This window comes from Pseudomonas sp. IT-347P, from assembly GCF_949768005.1.
GTDB lineage: Bacteria > Pseudomonadota > Gammaproteobacteria > Pseudomonadales > Pseudomonadaceae > Aquipseudomonas.
In genome coordinates this window covers 176,239-189,483 of the sequence record NZ_CATKPQ010000059.1, presented here as the reverse complement: position 1 = coordinate 189,483, position 13,245 = coordinate 176,239, and the positions used below count along the sequence as shown (strand labels likewise).

Genomic DNA, 13,245 nt, shown 5'->3' with positions numbered 1-13,245 from the left:
AAGAAGGGCGCTCGCCGTGATGCCCTTCTCGAGTTCAAACGTTCGGAATCTGCTGCGGGCACCATTGGGTATCAGTCAACCATCACCTCATTTAGTGCCTGTTCAAGCAGGCTGACCGTGCGCTCGATATTCTGCAGCTTCTCGAGTCCGAACAGCCCGAGGCGGAAGGTCTGGAAGTCGGCCGGTTCGTCGCATTGCAGCGGCACGCCGGCAGCGATCTGCAGGCCATGATGGGCAAATTTCTTGCCGCTCTTGATGTCGGCATCATCGGTGTAGCTGACCACAACACCCGGGGCCTGAAAGCCCGAAGCGGCGACGCTTTTGAAGCCTTTGCCGGTCAACAGGGCGCGCACCCGATCACCCAGCGCCTGCTGTTCATCGCGGACCTTGTCGAACCCGTAGGCTTGCGTCTCTTTCATCACCTCGTTGAACCGCGCGAGGGAATCGCTGGGCATGGTCGCGTGATAGGCATGTCCGCCCTGTTCGTAGGCCTGCATGATCTGCAGCCACTTTTTCAGGTCGCAGGCGAAGCTGCTGCTTTGCGTCTGTTCGATGCGCGCAAGGGCTGCAGCGCTGAACATCACCAGGGCGCAGCAAGGGGAAGCGCTCCAGCCTTTCTGCGGTGCGCTGATCAGCAGGTCGACGGCGCACTTGTGCATATCCACCCAAATCGTGCCGGAGGCGATGCAGTCCAGCACGAACAAGCCACCCACCGCATGCACAGCGTCGCCAACCGCGCGCAGATACTCGTCGGGCAGGAGGATCCCGGATGACGTTTCCACGTGGGGGGCGAAGACCACCTGCGGCTTGTGCGCCGCGATGGCTGCCAGCACTTCGTCCAGCGGCGGCGGAGCGTAGGCTGCCTGGCGACCTGACTCGACCGGCCGGGCCTTGAGCACTGTAGTGGCCGCCGGGATGTTGCCCATCTCCAGGATCTGGCTCCAGCGATAACTGAACCAGCCATTGCGAATCACGAGGCACTGCTGGCCGGTGGCGAACTGCCGCGCCACCGCTTCCATGCCGAAGGTGCCGCTGCCCGGAACCACCGCCACCGCCTCGGCGTTGTAGACCTGTTTCAGGGTGCTGGAAATATTCTTCATCACCCCTTGGAAGGACTGCGACATGTGATTGAGCGAGCGGTCGGTGTAGACCACCGAGTACTCGATCAGCCCCTCGGGATCGACACTGGGATAGAGCTTTGACATGGGTGACTCCTTCGGCAGAGAAGAAACATCATTGGCAAGCAAGTGTAGGCAAAGGGCAGGGATGAGCTGATCGAATTGTGCAATGAATCAACGAGCTTCACATTGCGTCGCAGGCTCGCCGCTCAACGCATCTACCATCGGCGGATGCTCCTGCACCGCCTGACGCAAATCTTCGGTCACGCGCAGTTCCGCACCTGTCGGCGAGAACGTGGCTGCCGCTGCGAACGGCGCGGGATTGGCCGGAACCGGGCGTTTGCCGCGGCGCCACAGGAAGAAGGTGACCATGCACAGATTGACCAGCGCAAACACCCAGAACAGACCATTGGCACCGAACGAGTTCATGACCGGCGAGATCATCATCGGACTCAGCGCCGACCCCAGCGAGTTGATCAGCAGCAAGCCCTGAATCATCGGCACCAAAGCTTCGGCCGGGGCGCGGTCGGCGGCGTGGCTGACCGCGACCGGGTACAGCGCGAACACACCGCCGCCGAGCAGAAACAACATCACCGCGAGCAGGGTCGAGGACAACGGCAGCGCGACAATCACCAGCGACAACAGCGTGCATGCCACCGTCAAAATCGTCAGCACCTGCAAACGATCCTTGCGATCCGACCAGCGTCCGACCGGGTATTGCAGGAGCATCGCACCGAGAATCGTCCAGGCCATCATGCTGCCGACTTCACCGACATTCAGACCGCTGCGTTGCAGGTACAGCGGCAACAGGGTGTAAATAGCCGCGATGGTGATGCCCGAGCCGAAGCAGCCGACCAGTCCGGTAGGTGTCACGCCCAACAGTTGCCGTGGCTTGAGCGGTTCGACCTGATCAAGCAGGGGCGACACGCGCGGCAGGATCACGATCGGCAACACCGACAGCGAGGCGAGCATGCCAGCGACCATGAACGGTGCGCTGTCGCTCAACCCGGTGATTTTCCCCAGCGTTGCCTGGCCCAGCACACCGGCACCGTACAAGACGATCATGTACAGCGCGAGCAAGCGCCCGCGAATCTTCGCGTCGCCCGCCAGCAGCAACCAGCTTTCGATCACCAGAAACACGCCGACCGTGGCCCAGCCGTTGATCAGGCGCAGGGCGAACCAGCCCCACGTGTCATAGAACAAGCCCTGCAACAGGATGGTCACGGCGATCAGCGAGGCAAAGCTGCCATAGGCACGGATATGGCCGATGCGCAGAATCAAACGGTCATTGAACACTGCACCTAGCGTCAGGCCGATGAAGTAGGCCGATGAAACGATACCGATCATCGTGGTTGACGCACCGGCAGCGTCCAGTCGAAGGGTGGTCAGCGACGACATGAAACCGTTGCCCAGCGCAACAATGAACAGCCCGAGCAGGGGCGCCAGCGCCATGGCCAGCAAACGCGGAGACATAAGAACCTCTGGAGATCGAACAGCACAACGTGCGCCTCTGCGCAGGTGATTGCCAAGCCGAAAAAGTGTGTGGTGCGAGTGCCTGCCGGACGGGCGGGGCGCTTGAGTCGGTCACTCGTGAGCGAGGTGTGGCTAGCCCTTCAAGCCGGGCCAACTCTGGCGACGGCAAGAGCGCGCGGATTCTAAGGCTTGTGCGGAATTTTCCAATGGTTGTTTGCTGCGACAGTTGGACGCAGGTCAATCAAGGTCGAGACATAACCACAGCTCATCGTTTGCACGGCAAAAATGTTCCTTTATGGATCCTCATGCGCTGGTTAGCCTGTGCGGTCGGATGGCCATGTGTGCCAGGAGTCATGATGCAGATCAGAAGTGAGCGGGCCGCCACGGCGTGTGGGTTGGTGGCGATTGTTTTATGGAGTACCGCTGCCGGATTGATCAGGGGCGTCAGCGAACATTTCGGGCCGTTGGGTGGCGCTGCGCTGATCTATTCGCTGGGCGCCGTGCTGTTGCTGGTGTTTCTCGGCCGCCCGCGCATTCGTTCGACATCGAAGCTCTATCTGCTGCTCGGCAGCGCATTGTTCGTCGCTTATGAGGTGTGCCTGTCGTTGGCGCTGGGATTTGCCAGTGATCGTCAACAAGCCATCGAACTGGGCGTAGTCAATTATCTCTGGCCATGCCTGACCGTGGTGCTGGCGATTGTCATGAATGGGCAAAAGACCCGGTGGTTGATCATTCCAGGCTCCGCGCTGGCGATTTTCGGCATTCTGTGGGTGGTCAGTGGCGAGGGGTTGTCGCTGCCGGAGATTGTGCGCAATGTTCAGTCCAATCCGCTGAGCTACAGCCTTGCATTGACCTGTGCGGTCACCTTTGCCCTGTATTGCAATGTCACACGGCGCTACGCCGGCGGGCAAAATCTGGTGGTGCTGTTTTTCGCGCTGGCGTCTGCCGTGCTGTGGTTGAAGTGGTACGTCAGCAATGAGCAGATCCCGGTATTCACTTGGGTAAATTCCCTGGAACTGCTGGCGGCGGGCATCGCCATGGCCGGTGGTTACGCACTCTGGAACATCGGCATTCTGCGGGGAAATCTGACCTTGCTGGCGACAGCGTCCTACTCCGCGCCCGTGCTGTCGTCAGCGTTCGCGGCGGTGTGGCTGGGCGTCAGTTTGCAGATGCAGTTCTGGCAGGGTGCCGTGCTGGTGACGGCGGGCTCGCTATTGTGTTGGCATGCAACCCGACAACGCGACGTTGCCCTGGCAACGCCGATCAAGGTCAGCGTGGGCGAAAACCCTCACTGAAAGAGGCCTACCGGGTGCTAGATTACCGTTGTGATGCAAGTCTCCCGCAATCATGCGGGTTTATGCAGAACAGCATGGAAGCCACGCCGGTAGCCCGTTCAGCCCGGAACCGTTCCTTGGCAGTACCGGGCTTATCACTGCTGTTTAAACCCTTCGCTAATCAATAATCGGGACTGAAAACAAGAATGCGCCGCTTAATAGCTCATGGATGTGTTGTTGTCAGTGTTGCAATGCTGTGTTCAGGATGTACCTCCTATGCGACCGTGCCGACGATCAACGAACACGGCGGAACCGGAACACAGGAAAACATTTCCAGCTTCAGTTACGAAATAGACTCTCCCTTCAAAGGCAGTCGCCTTGGCAAGGACGCCTACGCACTGACAAAAAGCCTGATTCCACAGGCACAAGATCATGGCGCCCAGCACGCAGCTTCCGGCCTCCCTGCACTGGAGATAAAAATCTCGGAATTTTCAATGGGCGGCGCTTGCGTACAAGATTACTTGACCGGTTTGAGTTTCGGTTTGATTCCGAGCTGGTGTACAAGGAGCAATCTGTACAAGTTTGATTTCATTCTGAATAAAGATAACGGCTTTTGCCGGCAGAAAACCTATTCAGTAAGCGCCACAACGTATTCACACCTCGTGATGGTTCCATTTGCGCTGTTTGAACCCGCCAATCGACCACTGACGATTTATCAGACTGCGCTGAAAGATTTCCTTCAAGAAGATCAATGTTCCTGATTGTGCGACCCGCGCATCAGGCCTTCAGAAATCTCGCGGCGTAGCTGACGAACAGCAGCAGAAATACCAAACCACCCAAAGCGATCACCAGCGTACTGAGGTGGGCAACCATGCCGATGAACGCCGGCCCCATGAGAATGCCGGCGTAGCCCATGGAAATGATCGCCGGAATCGCGGTGCGTTGCGGCATGCGCTGTTGCCGACCCGCGGCGGTGAACAGCACCGGAACAATGTTCGAACAGCCGATGCCGACCAGGGCATAGCCCAGCAATGACGCCTGCCAACTGTCAAACACAAGCGAAACCAGCATGCCGGCCGCCGCGCAGATCCCGCCCAGCGCGACCACGCGAATGCCACCCAGCCGGCTGACGACGGCATCGCCGGTCAGGCGTCCGAGCGTCATCGCTGCCGCGAAGCTCGCATAGCCCAGGCCTGCGTAGCTGGGTTCCATGGCGCGTTGCGAAGCGAGAAAAACCGCGCTCCAGTCGAGCATGGCGCCTTCGGTCAAAAAAACAATGAAACACAGGCAGCCCAACAGCAGCACGATTCCTCGTGGAATCGCCAACAGCGGGCCGTCTCTCTCGGTGCCATAGGCCAGCAGACTCGGCGCAGCCTTGTACAGCGCGGCGAGGATGATCGCCACCAGGCAAAGCACGGATAGCAGTGGATCCAGCCCCAGGCTGAGCATCGCCGTCATTGCCCCCGCGCCGGCAATGCCGCCGACACTGTAGAGCCCGTGGAAACCGGATTGCAGGGTTTCACCGCTGTTCTTTTCAACAATGATGGACTGGATATTGATCGCGCAATCGAGCATGCCCATGCTGGCGCCAAACCCCAACACCGCAAGCGCCAGTCCCGGCAGCCAGGTCAGATGGCTGAGCATCGGCAGCACGGCACACAACGCGACAGTCGAACAGATGATCACCGGACGGCAGCCAAAACGCGCGGTCAGGTAACCGGCAAACGGCATGGCGACGATCGAGCCGATACCAAATCCCAGCAACAACAAACCCAGTCCGCCATCGTCCAGCCCGGTGCGCGCTTTCACCAACGGCACGAGTGGCGCCCAGGCCGACATCACGATGCCGGTGATCAAAAACACGATGCGCGTCGACACACGCTCGCCGTAGTTTGCAAAAGCCGCCAGGGATGATGTCGAGGTGTTCATTGAGGCGGACATCCTTATCGGTGTTTCCCGGTTTTTTTTGGCTACGAACCGGAATAACAGCTTTTAGAGACGAAAAACTCCCTTTCAGCATCCGTCGGGACGCTGAAGGGAGGAGGGTGCAACTCGTAAGAGAGCGCCGATCAGCCAACAGACTTCAACGGAATCGGGCCTTTGAGCCTATCCATCATGGTCGCGCAGTACCAGTCATCGAACTGGCAAACACCGGTCTCGGCGGTTTCCGAATACGGGCCGGGTTCGTACGACGGCGAGGTCACGCCGCGCTGGGTGCCCTCGACCAGCGTGCGGTCCTGATCGTTGGTAGCAATCCAGACTTTGGTCAGGCGCTCGATGTCGTAATCAACGCCTTCCACTGCGCTGTCAGGTACCAGCCATTTGGTCGTAACCAAGGTTTCGGTGGCGCTGATCGGCAGCACGCGAAAGCTCAACGCGTGGTCACCGAGGAAATGGTTCCAGGTGGAGGGGTAGTGGAAGTACAGCAGCGCGCCGATGTCTGCTTCAGACGTTTTGTCGAGGCGCCCGGCAACGGCCGGTTTACCGTCCATGGTGTAACTGACGGCACCGGATGACAGCGGAATACGGGTCATGCGGAACTGGCCGTTGATATCCATCACCAAACGGCTTGGCAACCCGGCGCTCTCGCACTTGGACCAGTAGGCCGACAGTTCGGGATCGTCTTCGCCACTGATGCCGCCCACCGACAGGTTATCGACGAACGAGTGCAGCAGTTCCGGATGAGAGCCGTCGCAGTGGTAGCACTCACGATTGTTCTCGAAGACCAGTTTCCAGTTGCCTTTCTCGACGATGTTCGACTCGAACGCCACTTTGCAGTTTTCAAGATAGTGCGGCGCTACGAAAGGGCTGACGGCTTTGCGGAATCCTTCGAAGTCGGGCGCCTTGGCGGCCACACAGACATAAATGTAGGTATCGACGATCTCGCAGTGAACGCTTTTCAGACTGTATTGGGACTTGTCGAAATCCTGGCCCATGTTGCCGGCGAACAACAGGTTGCCATCCAGCTCATACGTCCACTTGTGATAAGGGCAAACCATCTTCGCCACTTTGCCGTGATCGGCCTCGCAGATTTTTGCGCCACGGTGCCGGCAGGCGTTATGGAATGCCCGAACCTCGCCGTCTTTGCCGCGGACCACAGCGACGGGATAGTCACCGATCTGCAGAGTGAAATACTGCCCCGGTTTGGTAATTTCAAAGGTGTGGCCGGCGAAGATCCACTCCTTGTGCCAGATCTGCTCAAGATCCTGACGGTAAACGCTTTCATTGCTGTAAAGAACACCCGGCAGCGAGTGCCAGGGTTTGCGCTGTGCGATCAGGTCAAAAACGCTTTCTTTATTCATTGTTATCCTCCCAGGGGCGACATAGCCCTCAGCCTATAGGGCGCAGCACAGCCATCACAAACGACATTTGCTGTGGGCAATTCATGCGTTGGCGTTATCGATGAGGGCCTTACTGGCGTGCCGGCACCGGGTGAAAAATCGATTCCAGGGTGGTAATGGCACAGCTGGATTGAGCCATGTGCTTGATCGCCGTTTTCACCTCGGCACTGCGCTCTACACCGAGACCGCTGGCGAACAGATCAAATTTCCGATCCAGCTCTTCAGCGCTGAGCGCCGTTTCGGGATCGCCACGCGCGGCGGTGACCGGACTGACCAGCACCGCACCGTTCTTCAGGGTAATGGTCAATCTGGAGAGGATTTCGTCGGGGAATCGGGCGGAGATATCGGCGGCTTCGACGACTTCGATACGGCGGCTCAGTGCCAGAATATCTTCAGCAAAAATCGCTGCCCCGGTGACTTCTTCCGGACCGACCTTACCCCGGACAATCAGGGCGGCCAGCGGAAAGGCGAGGGCGTACTGCGCCTGGTCGGCGTCACTCGGCGTATGCCCTTGCAAACACATCGACTCGTAGAACGTTTCGACGCGAACGGTTTCAATCGAGTCGGCATCAAGTTGAGGGTGTTCCCGCTGCAGTTCGAGCATGGCGGTCAGCGCCGGTTGCGCCCAACGACAGACTGGCCAGGGTTTGAAGTACTGACTGTCGATCTCCCAGCGTTGACCGATGTCGGTCCAGTATTCGGCGACGGTGACGTCTTCAACGATTTCTGCCGGCGCACCGGTGATACCTTCACGGGCCATGAGCAGCGCGTTCAACCCGGTAAACGCCCCAGCGCCGTGGGCATCGCGCAGCATCGTCGGCGCTTGCACCACGCGCATCATCGGACAGCGTGCGCTGAAGTACTCGGCAATCCCCAGGGTGTGGCGAAACGTCGCTTCATCAAAGCCCAGCAAGCGTGCCCCGGCGCAGACAACGCCCAGCGCGGAAAAACCACCCGATGCGTGATAAGTCGGCGAAGTCGCCATCAAAGCGGAGCCCGCCCGCAGCGCCGTTTCATAACCGATGCACAGGGCGGTGAGCAGTTCATGGCCGCTGATCGACCGGCCTTGATGATGCAGCGCGTCGGCCAGAGCAAGCACGGCGGGAACCACGGTGGCGCCGGCATGGCCCTTGGATTTGAAGTGACCTTCGTGGGCGTCGAGGCTGTCAGCGCTGAACCCTCCGGCCCAGGCCGCGCCGAGCACGTTGACACGTTGCCCGGCAAAGATCAGGCGACTGCCATAGGCGCCCGCCGGGTAATGCAGTTCGGCAAAATGCCGCATCGCGCAACTGGTGTCATTACTGGCCGCGCCGGCCATGACGCCAACGATGTCCAGCAGACTGTCCTGCACGATTGCACGGGTCTTGCGCGGGGCATCGAGGAAATCAAAGTCGCGACAGAATTCGAAGAGTGACATTCAACAATCCCTTCCTGTGAGTTGAGCCGAACCGGTCATGGTCGGCGCGGCTCAACATTGATCCAGGGACAGGGGGCCGCTCCAGCAACATTTTCGTCGGGCTATTGATAACCAAATCGCCCGACGCCTGTGCCGAGCGGATTATCGGCGGGGAAACTTCGCCAGAATCCATTCGCGAAAACGCCGCAGCTCGTCTTCGTTTTCGGAACTTTCGCGGCAGCTCAGGTAGTGCCAGCTGTTGCGCAATTGCACCTGTTGCTCGATCGGTCGCACCAGCAAGCCTTGCTGCACTAACCCCGTGACCAGGTGATTCCAGCCCAGCGCAATGCCCTGATGGGTCAAGACCATGCTGATGAGCAGGTTGTAGTCGTTGGCATTGAAGATCTGCGGGCTGTTCGGCGGACGATCGTCGATATCGATGGCCTGAAACGCCAGCCACACGCCCCAGTCGACATGCTCGGCGACCTGCGAGCGGCCGTAGGGACTGAGGTTGAGCAATGCCGAATCGCGCACGCCTTCGATCGTCGCAATTTCCGGGTGTTTTTCCAGGTACTGCGGGGTGCACACCGGATAAATCACGTCGTGGCACAACGGGTAGCTTCTATAACCGTCACGGATCCGCGAAATCTTGGTGATGAAAATGTCCGGCTGCACACCGGGTTCCATGGTCAGAAAGTTCTGCGTGGTGATCAGGTTGAGTTCGATATCCGGGCACTGGGCGAAGAACTCCTGCAGATGATTCGACAGCCACAGTGCGGAAAAGGCCGGTGAGCAACACACGGTGAGGACTTTCTTGGTCGACTGGCTGCTGCGAATGCGTTCGGCGGCCTGGGCGATGTTGACGAACGACAGTTGCGCGGCATCGAAGAACACCGCGCCGGCGGCCGTCAGTTCCACCGCACGGCCGACCCGGGTAAACAGCTGCGCGCCCAGATAGCTTTCCAGCTCACGGATCTGCCGGCTGATGGCCGCTTGAGAAACGCACAATGCCTCCGCCGCACGGGTGAAGCTTTCGTATTTGGCCGCGGCGACAAATGCCTTCACAGCCCTCAAGGACGGCATTTTCAGCAGGATGGTGTCAGGGTCGACATGCTTGCTCATTCGTACACTCTCCTAACGATACAGCTCCCCAACGAAGCGCGAGGAGGGTAACGGAACCGTGCGGGGAGGGCTATGCCAGCGTCGCTGCGGGGATAGACCCGGTCGCTCAGGGTACGACGGCGACTGTCATTCGCGACCCTCACCGACTCCGATAACCTGACGTTATCGAATTGTCCCTGTAAATGTAGTTGGATTAAGCGGGGTGATGCTAATAGATTTGAAACATCCCTTTTTCCAGGGTCCTCAAAAATAATAAAAGGAAGCCCGTCGTGAAGACATTTATTCATTACCGCTGCCGCTTAACATTATTTTTGCTCGTTTGCCTGTCGCTTAATGCGAAAGATGTGCGATGCGAAGGAGGCATGGTATGACAAGTTCCGACGAGATCATCTGCGTAAAGAATGTTTTCAAAGTCTTCGGTACGCAGCCAGCACTTGCCATGAAGATGATTGAAGAGGGCGCATCAAAAGCTGAAGTGTTCAAAAAGACCGGTCAGGCGATTGGTGTATTCGATGCCAACTTTTCCGTTCGCCGCGGTGAGATCTTCGTGATCATGGGGTTGTCCGGTTCCGGCAAATCGACCATGGTCAGATTGTTCAACCGGTTGATCGAACCGACGTCCGGGCAGATCTTTCTCAATGGCAAGGAAATCACCGGCCTGGGCGACAAGGACTTGTTGCAGGTTCGCCGCAAAGACATGGGCATGGTCTTCCAGTCGTTTGCCCTGATGCCGCACATGAGCGTCATCGACAACGTCAGCTTCGGCCTGGAAATCAGCGGTGTCAGCGAGAAAGAACGCTATTGCCGGGCGATGGGCGCGCTGGAACAGGTCGGGCTGTCCGGGCAGGAATTCAGTTTTCCTCACCAACTCTCCGGCGGCATGCAGCAACGTGTCGGGTTGGCCCGGGCACTGGCCAACGATCCGGCCATTCTGCTGATGGACGAAGCCTTCTCGGCACTCGACCCGATGATTCGCAGCGAGATGCAGGGCGAGCTGATCAAGCTTCAGGCCGAGCAGGATCGCACCATCATCTTCATCTCCCACGATATAGAAGAAGCGGTTCGCATCGGGCACCGCATTGCGATCATGGAAGGCGGGCGCGTGGTGCAAATCGGCACGCCGCGTGAACTTCTGTGCAAACCGGTGAATAAATATGTGCGCGATTTCTTTAATGGCTTTGATACCAGTCGCATTCTGAAAGCGGGCGATATCGCCCAGCAGGATTCAACTATCGCTTATATACCGGGCGGGCAAACACCGATCAAAGCGGAAGCGTCTCTTCGCGACATCTTTCATCTTGTGGCTGCCTCGGCTACTCCCATGCCGGTGGTGGACGAAGTTGGACTTTATAAAGGTTCGATTTCGCAAGGCCATCTTCTCAGCTGCCTGTGTAACAGCTGAACTGCGAATAATCAGAATTGAATTACCGCTTCTGAGGGCGAGGTAGCACCATGTCAGACTTCAACTTTCTGGATCCTTTTCAAAGTTTAAATATCCCTTTGGGTTCGTGGGTGGAGACCGCCCTTAAATACCTGGTGCATAACTTCAGGGAAGTGTTTCGCTCGATCCGCTGGCCGGTCGATCAAGTGCTGGACGGTGTCCAGTGGGGACTGCTGTCGGTTCCGCCGACGGTGTTCATCATCATCGCCGGGCTGATCAGTTGGCAGATTGGCGGCAAGCGCATCGCCATCTTCAGCGTCGCCACCCTCACCGGGCTGGGACTGATCGGGGTGTGGAACGATGCGATGGTCACGCTGGCCCTGGTACTGACGTCGCTGTTGTTTTGCGCGGTCATCGGCATACCGCTGGGCATTCTGTGTGCGCGCAGTGATCGCACGGAAATGATCATCCGCCCGGTGCTGGATGCCATGCAGACACTGCCGGCGTTCGTCTATCTGGTGCCGGTGGTGATGCTGTTTGGTATCGGCAATGTCCCCGGCGTGATCGTCACCATCATCTTTTCCGTCGCGCCGCTGGTGCGGCTGACCAACCTCGGCATTCGTCAGGTGCCGGCCGACAAGGTCGAAGCCGCCCGAGCGTTTGGCTGCACCGCCACGCAAATGCTGATGAAGGTGCAGTTGCCCTTGGCGGCGCCAACCATGATGGCCGGCCTCAACCAGACCTTGATGCTGTCGCTGTCGATGGTGGTCGTTGCCTCGATGATCTCGGTGGGCGGTCTCGGCTTGATGGTGTTGAGCGGCATCGGCCGTCTCGACATGGGCCTGGCCAGTGTCGGCGGTGCCGGGCTGGTGCTGCTCGCGGTATTCCTCGACCGCCTGACCCAGGCAATGGGTGAGCGCAGCAGCGATCTGGCCACCGGTCAGCGCTGGTATGAAAGCGGCCCGGTAGGGCTGGTCATGAAACTGAAGAAAAAGAAGCACGTTGCACGTCCAGTGACGAATTGAGTTGGCCTGCTCACCCCATTAAAAATTCCAAGCGTGGTGAAACATGAAACTGACAAATCTCAAGAAAAGCGTAGTTGCGAGCGTGGTGGCTTCAGTGTTTGGCGCCTTGTTGTGCTCGGCGGTTTACGCCGCTGATGCCAACAAGCCCGGTGCCGGTGTTTCGATCACGCCGATTTTCCCGACGATTGCCGAAGAGCGCTTCCGTGGTGAAGTGGTGATCGCCGGCCTGAAGGAATTGGGCTACGACGTCAAACAGCCAAAAGAAGTTGATTACCCGGCGATGTTTCTCGCGCTGTCTTACGGCGACGCAGACTTCACCGTGCATGAGTGGGAACACCTGCACCAAGCGTTTTATGAAAAGGCCGGCGGCGATGACGTAATGGTCAAGGTCGGGCAAGTCATGAAGGGTGTACTGCAGGGCTACATGATCGACAAGAAGACCGCCGAGGCTTATCAGATCAAGGATCTGTCGGATCTGAAGAAACCGGAAATTGCCAAACTCTTTGACAGCAACGGCGACGGCAAGGCTGACCTGACCGGCTGCAACCCGGGCTGGGGCTGCGAGATCATGGTCGAACACCACATGAAGGCCTATGGTCTGGGGCCAACCGTAGTCGACAACCGCGGCTCGTACTTCGCCTTGATGGCGGACACCATTGCGCGCTTTCAGCAAGGCAAACCCGTGCTGTTCTTCACTTGGGTTCCGCAGTGGATCGCCAGTGTTTTAGTGGAAGGGCGCGACGTGGTCTGGTTGCCGGTGCCTTTCACTTCGCTGCCGGATGGCCAGGAGAGCAAGGACACCTTCCATGACGGCAAGAACCTCGGCTTCCCGGTGGACACGATCAATGCCGTCATGAGCAAAGAGTTCGCCGAGAAAAACCCGGTGGCGCGCAAGTTCCTCTCTGAAGTCAGCATCCCTACGGCGGCTGAAAGTGCGCAAAACCTGCGTATGCAGCAGGGTGAAAAATCCCTCGCCGACATCAAGCGCCATGCCGCGGAGTGGATCAAGGCCAATCAGCAAGCCTATGACGGCTGGTTGAGTGATGCGCGGGCGGCAGCGAAGTAATCGGTTCGACCACGGGCTGGCGGCGGGCGGTGCCGGTCGCCAAACCAAT

11 protein-coding genes are annotated in these 13,245 nt (G+C 58.6%); 5 read left to right on the top strand and 6 right to left on the bottom strand.

Features of this window, described 5'->3' with window-relative positions; all coding sequences use genetic code 11:
* Nucleotides 1–71: 71 nt before the first annotated feature.
* Nucleotides 72–1,205 carry an aminotransferase class V-fold PLP-dependent enzyme gene (locus tag ACM6IV_RS26480; protein ID WP_414872306.1) on the bottom strand — a complete coding sequence of 378 codons (1,134 nt, stop codon included), beginning with the start codon at nt 1,203–1,205 and terminating at the stop codon, nt 72–74.
* Between the two features lie 87 nt (nt 1,206–1,292).
* Nucleotides 1,293–2,636, bottom strand: a complete 1,344-nt coding sequence (locus tag ACM6IV_RS26475; protein ID WP_414872406.1) for an MFS transporter — start codon at nt 2,634–2,636, stop codon at nt 1,293–1,295.
* Nucleotides 2,637–2,947: 311 nt separating this feature from the next.
* On the opposite strand from ACM6IV_RS26475, the gene yddG reads away from it, so the two are divergent.
* Together yddG and ACM6IV_RS26465 are read left to right on the top strand one after the other, a co-directional pair.
* Complete coding sequence (gene yddG / locus ACM6IV_RS26470; RefSeq protein ID WP_414872305.1) at nt 2,948–3,886, top strand: aromatic amino acid DMT transporter YddG; 939 nt, start codon at nt 2,948–2,950, stop codon at nt 3,884–3,886.
* 185 nt (nt 3,887–4,071) lie between these two features.
* Nucleotides 4,072–4,626, top strand: a complete 555-nt coding sequence (locus ACM6IV_RS26465; RefSeq protein WP_414872304.1) for a hypothetical protein — start codon at nt 4,072–4,074, stop codon at nt 4,624–4,626.
* A 16-nt stretch (nt 4,627–4,642) separates the two neighbouring features.
* On the opposite strand, the gene ACM6IV_RS26460 is transcribed toward ACM6IV_RS26465, so the two are convergent.
* The 4 genes from ACM6IV_RS26460 to ACM6IV_RS26445 all read right to left on the bottom strand — a co-directional run bounded on the left by ACM6IV_RS26460 (nt 4,643) and on the right by ACM6IV_RS26445 (nt 9,724).
* Nucleotides 4,643–5,794, bottom strand: coding sequence for an MFS transporter (locus ACM6IV_RS26460; RefSeq protein WP_414872303.1), 1,152 nt, complete (start codon nt 5,792–5,794; stop codon nt 4,643–4,645).
* 140 nt (nt 5,795–5,934) lie between these two features.
* Entirely contained in the window at nt 5,935–7,167 is a 1,233-nt protein-coding gene (locus tag ACM6IV_RS26455; protein ID WP_414872302.1) for an aromatic ring-hydroxylating oxygenase subunit alpha, read from the bottom strand.
* A 109-nt stretch (nt 7,168–7,276) separates the two neighbouring features.
* Nucleotides 7,277–8,623: an MmgE/PrpD family protein gene (locus tag ACM6IV_RS26450; protein WP_414872301.1), complete on the bottom strand. Its 1,347-nt coding sequence runs from the start codon at nt 8,621–8,623 to the stop codon at nt 7,277–7,279.
* Nucleotides 8,624–8,764: 141 nt separating this feature from the next.
* Nucleotides 8,765–9,724 (bottom strand): LysR family transcriptional regulator, encoded by a 960-nt coding sequence (locus ACM6IV_RS26445; RefSeq protein WP_034154055.1) that lies wholly within the window; start codon nt 9,722–9,724, stop codon nt 8,765–8,767.
* 367 nt (nt 9,725–10,091) lie between these two features.
* On the opposite strand from ACM6IV_RS26445, the gene ACM6IV_RS26440 reads away from it, so the two are divergent.
* Genes ACM6IV_RS26440 through proX form a run of 3 tightly spaced genes read left to right on the top strand, consistent with a single transcriptional unit; the run spans nt 10,092 to nt 13,196 of the window.
* Nucleotides 10,092–11,126: a quaternary amine ABC transporter ATP-binding protein gene (locus ACM6IV_RS26440; RefSeq protein WP_414872300.1), complete on the top strand. Its 1,035-nt coding sequence runs from the start codon at nt 10,092–10,094 to the stop codon at nt 11,124–11,126.
* Nucleotides 11,127–11,176: 50 nt separating this feature from the next.
* Nucleotides 11,177–12,130, top strand: coding sequence for a glycine betaine/L-proline ABC transporter permease ProW (gene proW, locus ACM6IV_RS26435; RefSeq protein WP_414872299.1), 954 nt, complete (start codon nt 11,177–11,179; stop codon nt 12,128–12,130).
* Nucleotides 12,131–12,173: 43 nt separating this feature from the next.
* The gene (gene proX, locus ACM6IV_RS26430) at nt 12,174–13,196 is read left to right on the top strand and encodes a glycine betaine/L-proline ABC transporter substrate-binding protein ProX (protein WP_414872298.1); all 1,023 of its coding nucleotides are present in this window, start codon (nt 12,174–12,176) and stop codon (nt 13,194–13,196) included.
* Nucleotides 13,197–13,245 lie beyond the last annotated feature (49 nt).

What these genes read in the sequence shown, in the direction of transcription:
- ACM6IV_RS26455 (WP_414872302.1), bottom strand. Translation starts at nt 7,167, where the DNA reads ATGAATAAAGAAAGCGTTTTTGACCTGATCGCACAGCGCAAACCCTGG.
- ACM6IV_RS26440 (WP_414872300.1), top strand. Translation starts at nt 10,092, where the DNA reads ATGACAAGTTCCGACGAGATCATCTGCGTAAAGAATGTTTTCAAAGTC.
- ACM6IV_RS26465 (WP_414872304.1), top strand. Translation starts at nt 4,072, where the DNA reads ATGCGCCGCTTAATAGCTCATGGATGTGTTGTTGTCAGTGTTGCAATG.
- proX (WP_414872298.1), top strand. Translation starts at nt 12,174, where the DNA reads ATGAAACTGACAAATCTCAAGAAAAGCGTAGTTGCGAGCGTGGTGGCT.
- ACM6IV_RS26445 (WP_034154055.1), bottom strand. Translation starts at nt 9,724, where the DNA reads ATGAGCAAGCATGTCGACCCTGACACCATCCTGCTGAAAATGCCGTCC.
- yddG (WP_414872305.1), top strand. Translation starts at nt 2,948, where the DNA reads ATGCAGATCAGAAGTGAGCGGGCCGCCACGGCGTGTGGGTTGGTGGCG.
- ACM6IV_RS26460 (WP_414872303.1), bottom strand. Translation starts at nt 5,794, where the DNA reads ATGAACACCTCGACATCATCCCTGGCGGCTTTTGCAAACTACGGCGAG.
- ACM6IV_RS26480 (WP_414872306.1), bottom strand. Translation starts at nt 1,205, where the DNA reads ATGTCAAAGCTCTATCCCAGTGTCGATCCCGAGGGGCTGATCGAGTAC.
- proW (WP_414872299.1), top strand. Translation starts at nt 11,177, where the DNA reads ATGTCAGACTTCAACTTTCTGGATCCTTTTCAAAGTTTAAATATCCCT.
- ACM6IV_RS26450 (WP_414872301.1), bottom strand. Translation starts at nt 8,623, where the DNA reads ATGTCACTCTTCGAATTCTGTCGCGACTTTGATTTCCTCGATGCCCCG.